Annotated in this window: 20 protein-coding genes; 9 read left to right on the top strand and 11 right to left on the bottom strand. The window is 77.0% G+C overall.

All coding sequences use genetic code 11. From position 1 onward, the window contains the following. Nucleotides 1–100 precede the first annotated feature (100 nt). Nucleotides 101–1,285 carry an FAD-dependent oxidoreductase gene (locus J3P29_RS12495; protein WP_210493764.1) on the top strand — a complete coding sequence of 395 codons (1,185 nt, stop codon included), beginning with the start codon at nt 101–103 and terminating at the stop codon, nt 1,283–1,285. 9 nt (nt 1,286–1,294) lie between these two features. Continuing rightward, nucleotides 1,295–2,188: an MBL fold metallo-hydrolase gene (locus tag J3P29_RS12490; RefSeq protein WP_210493763.1), complete on the top strand. Its 894-nt coding sequence runs from the start codon at nt 1,295–1,297 to the stop codon at nt 2,186–2,188. Nucleotides 2,189–2,231: 43 nt separating this feature from the next. On the opposite strand, the gene J3P29_RS12485 is transcribed toward J3P29_RS12490, so the two are convergent. After that, nucleotides 2,232–2,708 (bottom strand): OsmC family protein, encoded by a 477-nt coding sequence (locus J3P29_RS12485; RefSeq protein WP_210493761.1) that lies wholly within the window; start codon nt 2,706–2,708, stop codon nt 2,232–2,234. A gap of 134 nt (nt 2,709–2,842) precedes the next feature. On the opposite strand from J3P29_RS12485, the gene J3P29_RS12480 reads away from it, so the two are divergent. Beyond that, nucleotides 2,843–3,130: an ATP-dependent Clp protease adaptor ClpS gene (locus J3P29_RS12480; protein ID WP_210493760.1), complete on the top strand. Its 288-nt coding sequence runs from the start codon at nt 2,843–2,845 to the stop codon at nt 3,128–3,130. A 105-nt stretch (nt 3,131–3,235) separates the two neighbouring features. On the opposite strand, the gene J3P29_RS12475 is transcribed toward J3P29_RS12480, so the two are convergent. From J3P29_RS12475 to J3P29_RS12460, 4 genes are all read right to left on the bottom strand, one after another. Next, entirely contained in the window at nt 3,236–3,637 is a 402-nt protein-coding gene (locus J3P29_RS12475; protein WP_210493759.1) for a hypothetical protein, read from the bottom strand. A gap of 75 nt (nt 3,638–3,712) precedes the next feature. Next, a complete protein-coding gene (ccrA, locus tag J3P29_RS12470; protein WP_210493757.1) occupies nt 3,713–4,981 on the bottom strand; it encodes a crotonyl-CoA carboxylase/reductase in 1,269 nt (422 codons plus the stop codon). Between the two features lie 172 nt (nt 4,982–5,153). Continuing rightward, entirely contained in the window at nt 5,154–5,573 is a 420-nt protein-coding gene (locus tag J3P29_RS12465; protein ID WP_210493756.1) for a hypothetical protein, read from the bottom strand. 201 nt (nt 5,574–5,774) lie between these two features. Then, nucleotides 5,775–6,839, bottom strand: coding sequence for a folate-binding protein YgfZ (locus J3P29_RS12460; protein WP_210493755.1), 1,065 nt, complete (start codon nt 6,837–6,839; stop codon nt 5,775–5,777). Between the two features lie 117 nt (nt 6,840–6,956). Between J3P29_RS12460 and J3P29_RS12455 the strand changes: the two genes are divergently transcribed. Both J3P29_RS12455 and J3P29_RS12450 read left to right on the top strand, forming a co-directional pair. Further along, entirely contained in the window at nt 6,957–7,322 is a 366-nt protein-coding gene (locus tag J3P29_RS12455; RefSeq protein WP_210493753.1) for a hypothetical protein, read from the top strand. A gap of 16 nt (nt 7,323–7,338) precedes the next feature. Continuing rightward, nucleotides 7,339–7,689: a hypothetical protein gene (locus J3P29_RS12450; RefSeq protein WP_210493752.1), complete on the top strand. Its 351-nt coding sequence runs from the start codon at nt 7,339–7,341 to the stop codon at nt 7,687–7,689. A 59-nt stretch (nt 7,690–7,748) separates the two neighbouring features. Here J3P29_RS12450 and J3P29_RS12445 read toward each other — a convergent pair whose 3' ends face one another. Further along, nucleotides 7,749–8,777 carry an ABC transporter substrate-binding protein gene (locus tag J3P29_RS12445; protein WP_210493751.1) on the bottom strand — a complete coding sequence of 343 codons (1,029 nt, stop codon included), beginning with the start codon at nt 8,775–8,777 and terminating at the stop codon, nt 7,749–7,751. A 150-nt stretch (nt 8,778–8,927) separates the two neighbouring features. On the opposite strand from J3P29_RS12445, the gene greA reads away from it, so the two are divergent. Beyond that, nucleotides 8,928–9,395, top strand: coding sequence for a transcription elongation factor GreA (greA, locus tag J3P29_RS12440; protein WP_210493749.1), 468 nt, complete (start codon nt 8,928–8,930; stop codon nt 9,393–9,395). 108 nt (nt 9,396–9,503) lie between these two features. On the opposite strand, the gene cofE is transcribed toward greA, so the two are convergent. Genes cofE through npdG form a run of 4 tightly spaced genes read right to left on the bottom strand, consistent with a single transcriptional unit; the run spans nt 9,504 to nt 12,530 of the window. Next, a complete protein-coding gene (gene cofE, locus J3P29_RS12435; protein WP_210493748.1) occupies nt 9,504–10,250 on the bottom strand; it encodes a coenzyme F420-0:L-glutamate ligase in 747 nt (248 codons plus the stop codon). Nucleotides 10,251–10,252: 2 nt separating this feature from the next. Beyond that, nucleotides 10,253–10,903, bottom strand: a complete 651-nt coding sequence (gene cofC, locus J3P29_RS12430; protein ID WP_210493747.1) for a 2-phospho-L-lactate guanylyltransferase — start codon at nt 10,901–10,903, stop codon at nt 10,253–10,255. Next, complete coding sequence (gene cofD / locus J3P29_RS12425) at nt 10,900–11,862, bottom strand: 2-phospho-L-lactate transferase (RefSeq protein ID WP_210493746.1); 963 nt, start codon at nt 11,860–11,862, stop codon at nt 10,900–10,902. Before cofD ends, cofC begins: the two co-directional genes overlap by 4 nt. Continuing rightward, nucleotides 11,859–12,530: an NADPH-dependent F420 reductase gene (gene npdG / locus J3P29_RS12420; RefSeq protein ID WP_210493745.1), complete on the bottom strand. Its 672-nt coding sequence runs from the start codon at nt 12,528–12,530 to the stop codon at nt 11,859–11,861. Before npdG ends, cofD begins: the two co-directional genes overlap by 4 nt. 72 nt (nt 12,531–12,602) lie before the next feature. Between npdG and J3P29_RS12415 the strand changes: the two genes are divergently transcribed. Further along, a complete protein-coding gene (locus tag J3P29_RS12415) occupies nt 12,603–13,589 on the top strand; it encodes a hypothetical protein (protein WP_210493744.1) in 987 nt (328 codons plus the stop codon). A 58-nt stretch (nt 13,590–13,647) separates the two neighbouring features. Here J3P29_RS12415 and J3P29_RS12410 read toward each other — a convergent pair whose 3' ends face one another. Then, nucleotides 13,648–14,382 (bottom strand): SDR family NAD(P)-dependent oxidoreductase, encoded by a 735-nt coding sequence (locus tag J3P29_RS12410; RefSeq protein WP_210493742.1) that lies wholly within the window; start codon nt 14,380–14,382, stop codon nt 13,648–13,650. Nucleotides 14,383–14,528: 146 nt separating this feature from the next. On the opposite strand from J3P29_RS12410, the gene J3P29_RS12405 reads away from it, so the two are divergent. Together J3P29_RS12405 and J3P29_RS12400 are read left to right on the top strand one after the other, a co-directional pair. Continuing rightward, nucleotides 14,529–15,929, top strand: a complete 1,401-nt coding sequence (locus tag J3P29_RS12405) for an amidase (RefSeq protein ID WP_210493741.1) — start codon at nt 14,529–14,531, stop codon at nt 15,927–15,929. Nucleotides 15,930–15,988: 59 nt separating this feature from the next. Continuing rightward, nucleotides 15,989–16,798: an inositol monophosphatase family protein gene (locus J3P29_RS12400; protein WP_210493740.1), complete on the top strand. Its 810-nt coding sequence runs from the start codon at nt 15,989–15,991 to the stop codon at nt 16,796–16,798. The last annotated feature ends 2 nt before the right edge of the window (nt 16,799–16,800 follow it).

Raw genomic sequence — 16,800 nt, 5'->3', positions numbered from 1 at the left:
CCCTACCGCGGGTAGGAGGCGCCGGTCGCGGAGGACTGCGGAGCCCGGGTCCGTAGCGCCGCCGGACGCCGCGCCGGGCCGCGCGGCGTACCGTCGGGCCATGAGCCGCGCGACCGACACCGACGTCCTCGTCGTCGGCGGCGGTCCCGCCGGCGTGGAGGCGGCGCTCGCGCTGCGCGAGCTGGCGCGCGGCCCGCTGCGCGTGACGTTGCTGAGCGCGTCGACCACCCTGCGCCACCGGCCGCTGGCCGCGTACGCCGGGCTGCTCGACGCGCCGGGCCCGCCGCCCGACCTGCGCGCCGTGGCCGCCGCGCACGACCTGGACCTGCGGCTCGGCCGGCTCGCCGGCGTCGACGCCGCGGCCCGGGCCGTCGTGACGGCGGACGGCGAGCGCATCGCGTACCGCGCCCTGGTCCTCGCGCCCGGCGCCCGCGCGCGGCGCGCCGTCGACGGCGCGGTGACGCTCGGCGTGGCCGCGGACGAGCCGGCGCTCGAGGCCCTCGGCCGCCGGGTCCGCGCCGGCGAGGTGGGCCGCGTCGCCGTCGTGGTGCCGGCCGGCGTCCGCTGGACGCTGCCGGCCTACGAGCTGGCGCTGCTGCTGCGGCACGGGTCGGCCGCGCCGCGGGTGGCGGTCGTGACCGCCGAGGCGGCCCCGCTGCAGGCGCTCGGCCCCGCGGCGGGGGCGGCGCTCGCGGCGCTGCTGGAGCGGCATGACGTCGGCGTCTGGACGGGCACGTTCGTCGAGGCCGTGGCCGACGGGCGGTTGTGGCTGCCGTGGCAGGGGGCGCCGCCGGTGGACGCGGCGGTGGCGCTCGCCGTGCCGGCCGGTCCCGCGGTGCCCGGGCTGCCGTGCGACGCCGCGGGCTTCCTGCCCGTCGACGCGCGGGGGCGCGTGCGCGGAGAGCACGAGGTCTGGGCCGTCGGGGACGCCGCCGACCACCCGCTCAAGCAGGGCGGCCTGGCGCTGCAGCAGGCCGAGGTGGCGGCGCGCGACGTGCTCCGCCACGTCGAGCTGGGGCCCGCCGACGACGCGCCGGTGCCGGAACCGGTCCTCCGCGCGACGCTCCTGGACGGCGACGGCGCCGCGTACGTCGAGGTGCGGCGCGACGGCGACGGGTGGCGCACCGCCGTCTCGTCGGTCCCGCTGTGGTGGCCGCCCGCGAAGGTCGCCGGCGGCCGCGTGAGCGCGCTCCTGCCCGAGGCGCACGGTCCCGTGCGGGCCGCCGGCGCCCCGCACGGATCCGCCCCGGCGCCCGGGCGTGCGCCCGCGCCGCCGGGGGCATAGGGTCGGGGCATGGGAGAGGACCTGCCGCGCACCGTCGACCTGCTGCACCTGGGCCGGCCGAAGGCGATGTCGGCCCACCTGTTCGACGACGTCATCGTCGACCCGGGCTGCGAGAAGACGATCGGCCGCGTGCTCGACGCCCTCGACGGCCGCACGCCCCGCGCGATCCTGCTCACGCACATCCACTTCGACCACGCGGGCGGCACCGGGGCCCTGCTCGAGCGCTTCCCGCACGCCGAGGTCTGGGTGCACGAGCGGGGGGCGAAGCACCTCATCGACCCGACCCGCCTCGTCGCGAGCGCGCGCAAGGTCTTCGGCGACTACTTCGACGAGCTGTGGGGCCGCGTGATCCCCGTGCCGGAGGAGAACGTCCGGGTGCTCCGCGGCGGCGAGGAGGAGGGCCCGTGGCGCGTGGCCTACACGCCCGGCCACGCGCAGCACCACGTCTCGTACTTCCACGTGCCGACCCGCGTGGCCTACACGGGCGACGTGACCGGCATCCGGATCGACGGCGGTCCGGCGCTGCCGCCGACCCCGCCGCCCGACATCGACCCGCCGCTCTGGCACCGGTCGCTCGAGACCGTCGCGGCGTGGGAGCCCCGCGCCCTGGCCTACATGCACTTCGGGACCACCACGGAGGACCCGATGGACCAGATCGCCACGATGCACGACTCCCTGGACGTCTTCACCGAGGCGGCGCGCACGACCGACGCGCAGGGCATGGCCGACTGGATCCGCCGCTGGGTGCTGGAGCGCGCGGGGGAGGACGGCCTGCCGACGTACTACGCCGCCGGACCGTTCGAGGGCCTGTGGGCGGGGCTGGACCGCTACTGGAAGCGCGTCGAGCGCGGCGAGGCCGAGGCCCCGGGCGGCGGCACCGGACCCGCGGCCGCGGGGGCGTAGGGCAGCGGCCGCCGAAGCGGCGGTGCGCCCCGCCGGCCGGGGTCTACGCGCGCACGAACGTCGGCTCGACGACGATCTCGGAGCGCAGGCTCGCCGCGACGAAGCACTCGCGGTGGGCCAGGTCGGTCAGCTTCCGCAGCCGCTCCTCGGAGACGTCGCCGCGGACCGTGACGGTCGGGCGCAGCACGATCCGCTCGAGCCAGGGGGTCGCGCGGCCGCGCTCCGGCATCTCGCCCGACGCGTCGTCCGCGTAGGCGACGACGTCCAGCCGGGCGCGCGCGGCGACGGCGAGGAAGGCGAGGAGCTGGCACGAGCTGGCCGCCGCCACGAGCAGCTGCTCCGGGTTGAGCCGCTCGGGTGCGCCGCGGAACGCAGGGTCCGACGAGAGCTCCAGCGCCGCGTCGGCCGGCGGGGCGGCGACGCGGTGGCCGCGGTCGTAGCCCTCGTAGCCGACGCCCGTCGACCCCGACCAGGCGAGCGTCGTGCGGTAGGCGTGGACGGGAGCCTCGTCGGTCGACACGCGCGCACCTTGACACATGCCGGGGCGTCGCCCACCCTGGAGGGACGGCGTCGCGTGGTCGCCACCGCCGGCGTCGCGTCCCCGCCCTTCCGCGCCCGTCGCGTACGGGCCCTCGACCGCTACCCTGCACGACCGTGAGCCAGACCATCGAGCAGACACGCCACGCCGGCCCGGGCACCGGGCTGGGCGGCTCCTGGAACGTGATCGTCCGCGACGACGACCACAACACGCACCAGGGCGTGGCCGTCGCGCTGGCCCGCTTCATCCCCGGCATCACCGTCGAGTCCGGCCTGCAGATCGCCGACCGCATCCACCGCACCGGCCTGGCGATCGTGTGGACCGGCCACAAGGAGCTGGCCGAGCACTACTGGGAGCAGCTGCGCGGCGCCGGCCTGACGATGGCGCCGCTCGAGCAGGCCTGAGCGCCGCGGCCGCCGGACGGCGGCCGTCCCGCCGGGCCCGGTCCCCGGAACGCGAACGGCCCGCCGATGGCGGGCCGTTCGCGTGCCGCGGGGGCGACGGGCGGCTCAGCCGCTCTGCGTCGGGACCGGCTGGCCCGAGATGCGCTCGTCCTCGGCGGCCTTCGCGGGGCCGAAGGGCTCGTCGCCGAAGACGTCGGTCAGGCCCTCGGCGCTCGCGTGGGCGATCGGCGCGTAGATCTCGTAGTTCAGCGGCTTCTGGTGGAAGCTCGTGTTCGTCGCGCGGAACTGCACGAACGTCTCCGAGTTCCACAGGCGGGCCCACGTGGTCTTGTCCGGCACCACGATGGACTGGCGGAAGCGGTACTGGTCGTCCCGCGCGCGCAGGACGCGCACCTCGAGCGCGCCGAGCCCGAGCAGCTTGGGGGTCAGCTCCTGCAGCGCGGCGGCGAGCTTGTCAGCACGCAGACCCGTCGCGTACCACGGGAGCTCGTAGACGATCGTCGACATGGTCGCCCTATGCTCCCACGTCCGGGCGGATCGCGTCCGCGCCGTGCGACGGCGCGGACGCGAGCGCGCCCTGCATCAGGCGCCGACCTCGGCGCGGATGGCGCCCGGACGGGCCGGCGTCGTCTCCTCGCGGCCCTCGTCCTCGTCCTTCGCGCCGACGAGGATCGCGATCTTGCCCAGGTGCTGGTTGTCGCGCAGCAGCTGGTGGGCGTTGGCGACCTCGTCGAACGGCAGCGTCTTCCAGAGCACCGGACGGATCTTGCCCTCGTCGATCAGGGCGTTCGCGCGGGTCGACTCCCACGCGTTGGCGAAGTGGGAGCCGATGATCTCCTTCTGCTTCATCCACAGGTAGCGGACGTCGAAGTCCAGGTTGTAGCCCGACGTCGCGCCGCAGATCACGACCTTGCCGAACGGGCGGACCGTCAGGACGGACGTGGGGAAGGTGGCCTTGCCGACGTGCTCGAAGACGATGTTCGGCTGCTCGCCGCCCAGCAGCTCGGCGACGCGGTTGGAGAACGCGCGCGAGGTCTTGAAGCGCGCCTTCTCCTCCTCGGGGGTCTCGCCGCCCTTGCGCATCATGCCCGCGAACTCGTTGCGGTTGATGTAGCCGACGGCGCCGAGCTGCTCGACGAGCTTGCCCTTCTCGTCGCTCGACACGACGCCGACCGCGTCCGCGCCGGCGGCCTTCGCCAGCTGCAGCGCGAAGACGCCCAGGCCGCCCGCGGCGCCCCAGACGAGGACCTTGTCGCCCGCCTGCATGTTCGCCTGGTCCATGAGCATGCGGTAGGCGGTGAAGTACGTCAGGCCGTACGAGGCCGCCTCGGCCCAGGACAGGTGCTTCGGCTTCGGCAGCAGCTGCTGGGCCTGGACCTTGCAGAACTCGGCGAACGAGCCCCACGTCGTCTCGTAGCCCCAGATCCGCTGCGACGGCGCGGCGAGCGGGTCGAGGCCGTGGACCTCGACGTCCTCGTAGGAGGCCTGGTTGCAGTGCACGACGACCTCGTCGCCCGGCTTCCAGCGCGTGACGCCGTCGCCGACCTTCCAGACGACGCCCGACGCGTCCGAGCCGCCGATGTGGTGGCCGGTCTCGGGGTGGTCGCCGTAGCGGAAGATCGAGATGGGCTGACCGAGCGCCGCCCAGACGTTGTTGAAGTTCACGCCCGCGGCCATCACGCGGACGATCACCTCGAACGCGCCGGGCTCCGGGACGTCGACCTCCTCGAGCTGGATGGCGTCCTTCGGCTCCCCGAGGCGGTCCTCGCGGATGACCCACGCGGACATCGTCCCCGGCAGCTCCCCGGGCGCGGTGCGTGCGGTGTGCAGAGTCGTGAGATCGGCGCTCATCGGCGGAACCCTACCCACCGATCGGGGGGAGGGTGGTGCCGTGTACGCGCCCCTGTCGCCACCGGGGGATTCGCGGCCTGCGCGCGCGCCTCGTCGCCCCGCCGCGCGCCCGCTCGCGCACCGCTCCGGGGGCCGCCGCGCGCGGCGCGGAAGCCCTCCGGTGGCCCCGGGGTCAGGGCAGCAGCAGCTCGCCGTCCGCGCTCGGCCGCCGGCGGCCGACGGTCAGCTGCGCGGGCGCGACGGCGTCGCCGGCGGTCAGCCGGTAGGCGCCCTTGCGCAGGTCGGCCTGGATCGTCGCGACGCCGCCGGGGGCGACCCGACGGCGCGTGCTCGCCGTCGGGCCGCCGCCGCGGGTCAGGCGCGGACGCAGGCTCCGCTGCGTCAGGTTGTTGATGACGATCCGCACCGGGCCGCCGCCGACCGCGTCGGGGGACAGGCTCACCCCGCGGTCCGTGATCGCCGCGCTGAGCTGGAGCTGCGTCGGCGGCCGGGACGCGTTCGGCTTGTCGGCCGGGTCGGTGCGCCCGCAGGCGGTCAGCCCCCCGGCCGCCGCCAGCCCCGTGCACACCACCGCGATCGTCCTGCGCCCCACGTGCTCTCCTCCGTGCCTGCGGTCCGCCCGCGTTCGCGGGGCGGCTGCCCGCAACCCTACCCGAGGTCGCGACGCGCATCGACGCGGTACGTGCGGACGGTCACGGAGATCCGCCGCGCGACCGTCGTCCGGGCGGTCGCCGACCGCGCGCCCCGCGAGCGGGCCACGACGCGGGCCGGGCCGCTCCGTCCCGCCGGCGGCTCAGGCGGTGACCGGCGCCGGCCCGTCGCCGTCCGACCCGTCCGCCGGCCCGAAGGGGAGGGCGACGACGCGCGCGGTCGTGGGGCCGCCCTCGGCGGGCCGCAGCACCACGGTGGCCCCCGGCTCGACCTCGCGGCGCACGAGGGCGAGCGCGATCGGACCGCGCACGGGCGAGACGACGGACGTGGTGACGCGCCCCAGCTCGCGGCCGTCCTCGAGGATCGGGCTGCCGACCGGCACGGGCCGGTCGAGCTCCAGCCCGCGCAGATGGCGGTTGGGGCGCCCGCGCCAGTGCAGGCGCGCGACCGTCTCCTGCCCGACGTAGCAGCCCTTCGTGAAGCTGACGGCGCGCTCGACGATGCCCACCTCGGCGGGCATGACGCCCTCGTCCATCTCGTGGTGCAGGCGCGGGCGGCCGCGCTCGACGCGCAGGATCTCGAGCGCCTCCTCGGACACCGCGACGGCACCGCGGGCCTCGAGCGCCGCGCGCAGCTCGTCCGTCCGCGCGGCGTCGGGCAGCAGGTCGACCCCGACGTCGGTCCGCACGAGCAGCGCCGGCACGCCGTCGATCTCGGCGCGCACCGCGGCGTGCTCGTCGCCCGGCAGCTCGCGCGCGGCGCCGTCGAGCACGCCGAGCGCCCGCGGCCCGGCGAGCGACAGCAGGCCGGTCTGCAGCGTGCGCTTGTGCAGCTCGGCCGCGTAGCCGATGAGGTGCCGGCGCAGGTGGTCGAACAGCGCCTGCAGGCCCGAGCGCTCGCAGAGCAGGAGCAGCTCGCCGTCGTCCTCGCCCGCGCCCGGGAGCGCGAGGATCCGCAGGTCCGCGACGATCTTGCCCTTCGGCGTCAGCAGCGCCGCGTAGGTCCCGTGCCCCGGCGTCAGCGCCTCGACGTCCGCGGTGACCTGCCCGGTCAGGAACGCGCGGGCCTCGGCGCCCGTCAGCGCCAGCTTGCCGGCGGCGGAGCGGTCCACCAGCGCGGCGCCCGTGGACGCCTGGGCGTGCTCGCGCGCCAGCCGCTCGGGGTCCGGACCGGTCGCGGGGACGGGATCCTGGGGCAGGTCGAGCATCTCGTCCCGAGCGTAGCGCCGGCCGCCCGCGGCCCCGTCCGGACGGACGGTCGAGGCCGGGGACGGGGCGGATCGGCCCGGTTCGCGCGCGCGGGGCCCCGCGGTACAGTGGGGGGGATGGCGCTCGCGAAGACCTTCCAGGCGGTCCTGGACTCCCTGCCCGACGACTGGACCGACCTGTCGCTCGACCTGCGGATCGCGGACGAGGACCGCTACGTCGAGGCCGCGACGTACCTGGCCCCGACGTGCAACGCCCAGCCGTACACGCGCAACGACTGGCACTGGCACATCCTCGTCGCGCACCGCTTCGGCCACGCCGCGGCGCCGACGGCCGTGCTGACGGCCCTCTCGCTGCTGGACGAGGCGTCGATCACGGGCGAGCTCGAGGTGCGCGACGTGCGCGTCGGCCGGGCCGAGGTCGTGTCGATGTGGGGTCGCGGCGAGTCGGCGCGCGAGGAGTTCCGGCGCCTTCGCGCGCACTGACGCGGGGAGCGCAGCGATGCGCGTCGCCGTCGTCGTGCCGGACCTGATGTTCGGCTCCCAGGCCGTCGAGCTCGTCCGTGCGGCGGGCCACGAGCCGCTGCTCGTGCCCGACGTCGACGGGCTCGCCCGCCTGCTCGCCGAGGACGACGTGGGGGCGATCGTCGCCGACCTGTCCGTCGACGGGGCGGAGACGGCGGAGGACATCGCCGACGTCCGCCCGCCCGGCGTCCCCGTCCTGGCGTCCTTCGCCCACGTCGAGCCCGAGGTGCGGGCCGTGGCCCTCGAGGTCGGCCTGGACCAGGTCGTGCCCCGCTCGCGCCTGGCCCGCGAGGGCGGCGCGCTGCTCAACGCCCTGCTCGAGGACTGAGGCAGCCCGCAGCCGGCGCCGGGGACCCCGGCGCCGCGCGGCCGCGGCCGGCCCGCCGCTCAGCGGCCGGGCGCGCGCGTCCAGACCAGCCGGTCGACGTCCGGCGCCCGCTTCGTGATCCCCACCTGCGTCTCCCAGCGCGACCACGTGCGCATCACGGCGCGGTCGATCGTGCCGGCACCGCCGGCGGCGTCCGCGAAGGCGGGGCGCACCGCGTCGAGCTGCTGGGTCGTCGTCTCGGGGTCGATCGTGCGGTCGCCCGACCCGGCGCGCAGGTCGCGCACGATCGCGGCGTCGTCGGTCGGCGTCGAGCGCGCGACGGTGCGGTAGCCCTCGCCCAGGGCGGCGGCGAACCGGGCGACCGCGTCGCCGCGGGTCTCGACCGTCCGGCGCGTGGCCATCACGAGCAGCTCGGGGTAGCGGGGAGCGCCGAACTCGTCCAGGCGGAAGATCCGGGTGCGCGGGCGGCGCGCCCGCAGCGCGACGCCCTCGGCGTTCCAGAAGCCGACGGACGCATCGACCTTGCCCGAGACCACGGACGCCACGGCCTCGAAGCCGATCGTGGCGCGCCGCACGCGCTGCGGGTCGCCGCCGTCGCCGCGGACGATCTGGTCGAGGGCGGCGTCGTCGCTCGGCAGGCCCGTGACGCCGACGCGCCGGCCCTCGAGGTCGCGCGGGCGGCGGACGGCGCCGTCGGCGAGGACGGCCGCCAGGGGCCGCTGCACGACGGCCGCGACGGCGACCAGGTTGGCGCCCTCCTGCTGGGCGAGCGCCACGTCGTGGATGTCCATGATCGCCAGGTCGGTGCGCCCGGCCGCCAGGAGCTTGGCGCCGTCGGCGCCGGACCCGGGCACCCGGATCCGCACGCGCACCCCGGCGCGGGCGAACGCACCGCGCTGCTGCGCGACGTACAGGCCGCTGTGCACCGCGTTCGGCGTGAAGTCGAGGGTCAGGCTGAGCGGGCTCGCGGGACGGGCCGCGGTCGTCGTGGTGGCGGCGCGCGCGCCGCCGGCTCCGCCGTCGTCGGATCCGCCGCACCCCGCCAGCACGGCCACGCCCGTCGCGAGCGCGGCGCACCGGATCACCACCCCGGCCGCTCGTCGGCGGAGCGTCCGACGGTCGAGGGTGGACGGGGCGCGAGGGTCCTGCGATCCAGACATGCCGGACAGCGTGGCGGACCCCGCGCGCGGGCGCGTGGCGGTCGGCGCACGGGGTGGACGGTTGGCTACGGTGGAGGGATGGAAGCCGGCGAGTCGATCACCCCCGAGGGCCTCGAGGCGCTGAACCGCGAGCTGGACGAGCTCGAGGGCCCGCGTCGTCGCGAGATCGCGGCGCGCATCCAGCGTGCGCGCGAGCTCGGCGATCTCAAGGAGAACGCGGAGTACCACCAGGCCAAGGACGACCAGGCGCACCTGGAGACGCGCATCGCGTCCCTCGTCGAGCGGCGCCGCAACGCGGTCGTCACCGAGATCTCGACGGCGTCGCACGAGGTCGGCTTCGGCGCCACCGTCGTCCTCGTCGACGAGGACACGGGCCGCGAGCAGACGTGGACCATCGTGGGCGCCGCCGAGGCCGACGCGTCCGCCGGCAAGATCTCGATCGAGTCGCCCGTCGCGCAGGCCGTCATCGGCAAGCCGATCGGCAACGTCGTCGACGTCACCACGCCGCGCGGCGTGAGGCACCTGCGCATCGACCGCGTGAACTGACCGGCCGCCGCGGCGCCGAGACCGCCACGCGACGACCACCGGCCGGACCGGGACGCGGCGCGTCCGGTCGGGAGGAGCGCGCCCGGCGGCCCGCCGGCGCGGCACGCCTCAAGCGCCGAACAGGTCCTGCTCGGCGGCGCGGCGCAGCACCGCCGCGCCCGGGCCGTCCTCTGCCGTGACGCGCGCGCCCAGCCCGCCCACGACGACGGCGGGCTGGCCCGACGTCTTGCCGCGGACGAGGTCCGCCGCGCCGGCCACGTGGTCCGCGGTCGCGATGACGGTGGCGCGCAGCTCGCGTCCGTGGCGGTCGGTCCCGCCGCGCTGGTCGTCCAGCGTCTCCAGGCCGGCGCAGCCGATCGCCACCTCGGCCTGCCCCTGGCGCCACGCGCGTCCGAAGGAGTCGGCGATCACGACGGCGGGACGGCCCGGCAGCGCGGCGCGCAGCGCGCGGGCGGAGGCGTCCGCGTCGGCGGGCAGGGTGACGCACCAGCCCTCCGCGACGTTCGACCGGTCGACGCCGGCGTTCGCGCAGACGAAGCCGTGGACCGTGCGGCAGATCAGCACGCCGCGGCGGGCGCGGACGATCTCGGCCGTCTGGCCCAGGATCACCTCGACGAGCGCGGGCTCCTTCTCCAGCTCGGCGGCCAGCGCGACCGCGCGCGGCGACGGCGTCACCGCGCGCAGGTCGATCAGCGCGCCCTCGGCCTTCGAGACGACCTTGTGCGAGACGACGAGCACGTCGCCCGGGGCGAACGGCGCGTCGTCGTTCGCGGCCCGGACCAGGGCGGCGAGGTCGTCGCCCGGCCGCACCTCGGGCAGCGGCGCGAGCGGCCGGGCGGTGAGCGCGGCGGTCACGCCTACAGGATGCGGGGGAGGAGCCCGCGGGTGTGCGACGCGCCGCCGCGGACCTCGGCCAGCCGCTCCTGCAGCGCGACGAGGTCCTCGCCCGTGTCGACGTCGAGCATGATCGTCGCGGGCTCGGCCTCGTAGACGGGCGCGCCGGCGGCCTCGGCTGCGGCCGCGTGGCGGGCGCGGCTGCCCTCGCCGAAGGACGCGCCCATCACGTCCGGGGGCGTCAGGACGAGCGCGTTCGTGCCGTCGCCGTGGCGGTTGGGCACGATCGTGACCTCGCGGTCCTCCGTGTGCGCGGAGAGCAGTCCGTCGATCTCGGCGGGGTCGATCGCCGGCACGTCGGCGGGGAGCAGGACGACGCGCTGGGCGCCGCGGGCGATCGCGGCCCCGACGCCGATGGCCGTGGCCTCGCTGTGCCCCAGGTCGCGCGGGTCGGCGAGGACCTCGGCGTTGTAGTTCACCGCGATCTGCTCGGCGATCGGCTCGCCCGTGACGACGACGACGCCGTCGACGAGCGTCGCCCGGCGCAGCGCGATCAGCACGTCGGTGACCATCGCCTGCATGAGCGCCACGCGCGAGCGGGCGGGCAGGGCGTCGGCCAGGCGCGTCTTGGCCTGCCCGAACCGCTTGACGGGAACGACGGCGATGGTCTTCACGAGGGATCTCCGGCCGCGGAGGGACGGGGAGCGAGCTCGGCGCAGAACGCGAGGACGTCCCCGGCGACGCGGCGGCGGGCGTCGGGGTCGGACAGCAGCGTGTCGGCGGTGCGGACGGCGACGCCCGGCACCTCGACGCCCGGCTCGTCGGTCACCAGGCCGTCGAGCAGGCCCTCGTACAGGCGGGCGACGCCGCGGGCGTCGGCGTCGACGCCGGCCCAGGCCAGGAAGTCGCGCGTCGGCCCCTTGAGGACCTCGCCGGCGACGAAGGGCGCGACGGCGACGACGGGGGCGTCCGTCGCGCGCAGCGCCGCGCGGATCTCGGGGACCGCCAGGATCGGGCCGATCGAGATGACCGGGTTGGACGGGCCGACGACGACCGCGGACGCCGTGCGGATCGCCTCGAGCGCCTCGGGCGTCGCGGCGGCCTCGGCCGCGCCGTCGAAGACGACGTCCTCGACGGGGCCGTCGCCGCGGCGGCGGATCATGAACTCCTGGAAGTCCCACCAGCGGCCGTCGGCCCGCACGCGGGTGCGGACGGGGTCGTCGGAGGGCGGCAGGATCGTCGCGCCGACGCCGTAGGCGCGGGCGGCCTCGGCGAACGTCTCCGTCAGGCGGGCGCCCTCCGCCAGGCGCCGTGCGCGCCGCGCGCACAGGGCCAGGTCGCGGTCGCCGAGGTTGAACCACACCTCGTCGCCGAGCTCGCGCAGGCCGTCCATGACGCCGAACGTGTCGCCTTCGAGGCCCCAGCCGCGCGCGTCGATGCGGTCCGCGAGCCAGAACGTCGTCAGGTCGGGATCCGGGCTGACGTACGTGCCGTAGATCTCGACGTCGTCGCCCGTGTTGGCGATGACGACGAGGTCCTCGCCGGCGTGGTCGGCCAGCCCGCGGGCGAGCTTCGCCCCGCCCGTGCCGCCCGACAGCGCGACGACCGGGCCGGCTGGACGCGCCCCGCTCACGCGAGCCCCGTGATGCGCAGCCCGGCGTGCGTCTTGTAGCGGATGTTCAGGCCGATGAGCAGCGGCGTCAGGCCCTCGACGATGCGGCTCTGCTCCAGGCGGCCGGCGTCGAGCACGCGCAGCCCCTCGATGCGCCCCAGCAGCTCGGCGACGGGCTCCTTGTCGGCCTTGCGGTCGCCGCAGATCAGGGTGTCCTGGTCCAGGTCGTGGTCCAGGTCCTCGAGCAGGCTGGCGGCCAGGGTGTGCAGGCCGGAGACGACCCGGACGCCCTTGGGCACGAGGGCTTGCGCCTGCTGCGCCGCCGAGCCGTGCCACGGCTGGAGCAGGTGCGTCGGCTTGCCGCCGACCGCGGGCCCGAGCGGCACCGTGGCGTCGATCAGGATCTGCCCCTCGGTCAGCGCCTCGCCCAGGCCCTTCAGCGTCGGCGCCTGGCTGGCGAAGGGGACGGCGAGCACGACGAAGCGCTCGGCCGCGGCGGCCGCCGCGGCGTTCTCGTCGCCGGAGAACGTCCCCTCGGGCACCAGGCCGGCGGCGCGCTCGGCGGCCTCGCGGGCCCGGCCGGCGTCGCGCGAGCCGAGGACGATCGGCACCCCCGCCCGGCCGAGTCGAAGAGCCAGCCCGAACCCGAGCTGACCGGTACCGCCGAGGATCGCCACCGGGGAAGACACGACGGGGGAGTATAGGACGGACGTCGGCACCGGCTGGCACCCCTCCGGCGAGCGTGCGACCGTCCAGGGGACATGCGGCTGCACGCCCACCGGGGCAACACGCTGACGGCCGGGGCCGTCGTCCTGACGGCCTTCGCGGTCGAGGCGGAGCTGCGCGGCCTCGGGCCCCGCGGCGTCCGGCTCGGGCTCGTCGCCGCCCTGTTCGCCCTGACGGCGTGGGCCGGGGTGCGGTCGCCGCGCGAGGCGGGCGGCATCCGCGTCTACCAGGAGGTCCTGCTCGTGCTCGCCGTTGCGGCGGGGACCGGGACGCTGGCGCAGGGCGCCGTCGTGCTCGGCCTCGGCCCCGGCGCGCCCGTGGCCGCGGGCTGGGCGGCGCTCGTCGCGCTCGGCGGGGCGCTGCTCGCGGCGGCGCTGACGCGCGGCCGCGACGCCACGATGGCGCCCGGCGCCGGCGCGCTGCTGGGCCTGGTCGCGTTGGTCGCGGGCGCCGGGGCGCTGTGGCCCGGCGACGACCCGCGCGTCGGCGTGCGCCTGGCGCTGCTCGTGGCGATGGTCGCGCTGACCGTCGGCATCGTCGACCGGCTCGAGCGCCGCTACCGGCAGGCCATCGTGCTCGCCGACGTGCTCGCCGTCGTCCTCGTCCTGCTGGCGGGGACGTTCCTGCTGCCGCACGTGCCGGGCGCCGAGGACGCGCTGGGGCTGCCGCCTGCGGCGCCGGGGGCGGCGTGGGGCTGGCAGGCGCTGCTGCTCGTCGCCGGCTTCGGCCTCGTGGGCGTCGGCTCGACGCTGCACGAGCACGGCCCGGGGTGGCTCGGCGCGCTCGGGCTCGTCGCGGCGCTGGTGGTGCTCGCCGACGGCCACCACGCGTTCGTCGGCTGGCCGCTCGCGCTGCTCGTCGCCGGATGCGTCCTGGTGGCGGTGGCGCTGCGTCCCGTCGAGCACGTCGTCGTGCCCGAGGAGCAGGGAGCGGACCCGCCGCCGCCCGTGCCGTGGCCGCGCGCGCCGCTGACGCTCGTCGGCCCGCCGCGGCGGGCCGACGAGGACGACGACGAGCTCTGACGTCCGGGCCGCGAGGCCGCGCGCGGCCCGGCGGCGGGCGGGCGGGCCGCCGCGGGGCTCAGTCCGCGCGGTGCACGTCGCGCGCGGTGACCTGGTCCCGCGGGCGCAGGACGATCTGGTCCAGGTCGACGTGCGCCGGCCGCGTCACGGCGAACGCCACGACGTCGGCGACGTCGTCGGCCACGAGCGGCGTCATCCCGCGGTACACCTCGGCGGCGCGGGCCTCGTCGCCGCCGAAGCGGACCTTCGAGAAGTCCGTCTCGACCATCCCCGGCTGCAGCTCGGTCACGCGGATCGGGCGGCCGAGCAGCTCCAGGCGCAGCGTCTTCGCGACCGCCGAGACGGCGTGCTTGGCGGCGATGTAGCCGCCGCCGCCCGGGTAGATCTCGAAGCCCGCGATCGAGCCGATGACCACGATGCGACCGTCGCCGGACGCCTCCAGCCGGTCGACGAGGGCCTTCGTCACCCGGACGACGCCGAGCACGTTCGCCTCGTACATCCAGCGCCAGCCGTCCTCGTCGGCGCCGAGCACCGGATCGGTCCCCAGCGCGCCGCCGGCGTTGTTGACCAGCACCTCGCACGCGGGGATCTCGGCGGCGAACGCGGCGACGGACGCGGGGTCGGTGACGTCGAGCGGCAGGGCGCGGCCGTCGATCTCGGCGGCGATCGCCTGCACGCGCTCCAGGCGACGGGCGCCGAGGACGACCTCGAAGCCCTCGGCGGCCAGGCGGCGGGCCGTGGCCTCGCCGATCCCTCCGCTGGCTCCGGTGACGACGGCGACGGGACGGCTCATGCGCGGGCGGGGGCGGTCGTGGGCATGGCCTGCGGTTCTACCAGGGGCGGGCGGCGGTCCCCCCGCCGCGGGGAGCGCGCGGCCGCGCGCACGGGCGTCCGTCCGCTCTCCGGGCGACCGCCGCGCGCGGCGTATAGCGTGGCGCCGTGGAGATCGAGGAGCTGCTGTGGGCGGGCGCGGACGCGCAGGCCGCCGCCCTGCGTGCCGGCCGGGTGACGGCGCCGGTCCTGCTCGAGGTCGCGCTGCGGCGCATCGAGCGCCTCGACCCGGCGCTCAACGCGTTCCGGATCGTCTACGCCGAGTCCGCGCGCGCCGAGGCCGTGCGGGCGCAGGAGCGGATCGACGCGGGGGAGGAGACACCGTTGCTCGGCGTGCCGGTCGCCGTGAAGGACGACCAGCCCGTCGCGGGCGACGTCATGCCGCTCGGCGGCCGCCCGCAGACGCCGCCCGAGACCGCCGACGGCCCGATGGTCGCCGCGCTCCGCGCCGCCGGAGCCGTGATCGTGGGCCGCACGCACGTGCCCGAGCGCATGCAGTGGCCGTTCACCGAGTCGCTCACCTTCGGCGCCACCCGCAACCCGTGGGCGCCGAACCGCACCCCGGGTGGCTCCTCGGGCGGCACGGCGGCGGCGGTCGCGGCCGGCATCGTCGGGGTCGCCACCGGGTCGGACGGCGGCGGCTCGATCCGCATCCCGTCGGCGTTCTGCGGCCTGTTCGGCCTGAAGCCGTCGCGCGGGCTCGTCTCGACGGGCAACGACGGCGGCTGGCACGGCCTGTCCGTCGCCGGGCCGATCGGCCGGACGGTCGCCGACGCGGCGGCGATGCTCGACGTCGTGGCCGCCGACGTCCACGGCGCGGATGGCACCTACGCGGAGGCCGCCGCCCGGGGCCGCGACGGGGCGCTGGGGCCGCTGCGCATCGCCCTCGCGTGGCGGGCGCCGGTCGGGCGCGTGCCGATCGAGAAGGACCGCCGCCGCGCCGTCGCCGACACCGCGGAGCGCCTGCGCGCGCTGGGCCACCACGTCGTGGAGCGCGAGCTGCCGTTCGGGCCGCGGGCCGCCCCGCAGTTCGTGGTCCGCTACCTGCGGGGCGTCGCCGACGACGTCGAGCCGCTGCCGCACAAGGAGTGGCTCGAGGCGCGCACCCGGGCCGGGCGCCGGATCGGGCGGCTGGTGCCCGACCGCGTCCTGCGCTGGGCGATGGCCCAGGAGGCGCTGCTGCACGAGCGGCTGGCCCCGGTCTTCGCCGACGTGGACGTCGTGCTGCAGCCGTCCGTCACGGACAAGCCGTGGCCGATCGGGACGTTCCAGCGCAAGGGCGCGCTGGCGACGATGCTGGGCGTCTCGCAGCGGATGCCGCACATCCCGGTGTGGAACGTCCTGGGGTACCCGGTGGCCGCGCTGCCGACCGGCTTCGACGGCGACGGGCTGCCGATGGGCGCGCAGCTCGTGGGCCTGCCGGGCACGGACCGGCGGCTGATCGCGCTCGCCGCGCAGCTCGAGGCCGACCGGCCGTGGGCGGGGCGGCGCCCCGCGGGTCTGGACTAGGGCCGGCAGGCGAACCCCGCCGCAACCCGGAACGCCGCGCGACCCTGCACGATGGAGGCATGAGCAGCACCGTGTCCGACGCCGACACCCGTCACGACCTGGACGAGCTCCTCGCGGTCGCGGAGGAGGCCGCCCGCGCCGCCGCGGCCGAGCTGACGGCGCGGGCCGGCGACCTCGAGGCGCTGCGCATCGCGACGAAGACGACGGCCACGGACCCGGTCTCCGAGGCCGACGTCGCGGCCGAGGAGGCCATCCGCGCCGTGCTGGCCCGCCGGGTGCCGGACGACGGGATCGTCGGCGAGGAGGGCGACGACGTCCACGGCACGACGGGGCGTCGCTGGATCGTCGACCCGCTCGACGGCACGGTGAACTACCTCTACGGCATTCCGCAGTGGTGCGTGAGCGTCGCCTGCGAGGGCCTCGTCGGCGTCGTCTACGACCCGAACCGCGAGGAGCTCTTCGCCGGCGCCGCCGACGGCCGCGCGACGCTGAACGGCCGAGACCTGCCGCGCCGCTCCGCGCCCGACGGCGGCCTGGGGCACGCGCTCGTCGCGACGGGCTTCGGCTACGACGCGGAGGTGCGGCGCGTGCAGGCGCGGATCGTGGATCGCCTGCTGCCGCGGGTGCGCGACATCCGCCGCGCCGGCGCCGCGGCGCTCGACGTCTGCTGGCTGGCCGCGGGCCGCAGCGACGCGTACTTCGAGTACGGGGTGAAGGCGTGGGACACCGCGGCCGGCGAGGTCCTGGCCGCGTCCGTGGGCCTCGAGACCGTGCGCTTGGAGCCGTACGACGGGCTGCCGGCGGGCACGATGATCGTCCCGCCGGCGCTCCGCGACGAGCTGCTGGCGATCGTTGGGCCGCAGGACTGACC

The sequence above is a fragment of the Patulibacter sp. SYSU D01012 genome (assembly GCF_017916475.1).
Classification (GTDB): Bacteria; Actinomycetota; Thermoleophilia; order Solirubrobacterales; family Solirubrobacteraceae; genus Patulibacter.
The sequence above is the reverse complement of the archived record's forward strand: the minus strand, read 5'-3'. Positions and strand labels throughout refer to the sequence as shown.

Coding starts and splice junctions, on each gene's coding strand:
- J3P29_RS12495 (WP_210493764.1), top strand. CDS start 101: ATGAGCCGCGCGACCGACACCGACGTCCTCGTCGTCGGCGGCGGTCCC.
- J3P29_RS12455 (WP_210493753.1), top strand. CDS start 6,957: ATGGCGCTCGCGAAGACCTTCCAGGCGGTCCTGGACTCCCTGCCCGAC.
- J3P29_RS12460 (WP_210493755.1), bottom strand. CDS start 6,839: ATGCTCGACCTGCCCCAGGATCCCGTCCCCGCGACCGGTCCGGACCCC.
- greA (WP_210493749.1), top strand. CDS start 8,928: ATGGAAGCCGGCGAGTCGATCACCCCCGAGGGCCTCGAGGCGCTGAAC.
- J3P29_RS12415 (WP_210493744.1), top strand. CDS start 12,603: ATGCGGCTGCACGCCCACCGGGGCAACACGCTGACGGCCGGGGCCGTC.
- ccrA (WP_210493757.1), bottom strand. CDS start 4,981: ATGAGCGCCGATCTCACGACTCTGCACACCGCACGCACCGCGCCCGGG.
- J3P29_RS12450 (WP_210493752.1), top strand. CDS start 7,339: ATGCGCGTCGCCGTCGTCGTGCCGGACCTGATGTTCGGCTCCCAGGCC.
- J3P29_RS12400 (WP_210493740.1), top strand. CDS start 15,989: ATGAGCAGCACCGTGTCCGACGCCGACACCCGTCACGACCTGGACGAG.
- J3P29_RS12410 (WP_210493742.1), bottom strand. CDS start 14,382: ATGAGCCGTCCCGTCGCCGTCGTCACCGGAGCCAGCGGAGGGATCGGC.
- J3P29_RS12490 (WP_210493763.1), top strand. CDS start 1,295: ATGGGAGAGGACCTGCCGCGCACCGTCGACCTGCTGCACCTGGGCCGG.
- J3P29_RS12475 (WP_210493759.1), bottom strand. CDS start 3,637: ATGTCGACGATCGTCTACGAGCTCCCGTGGTACGCGACGGGTCTGCGT.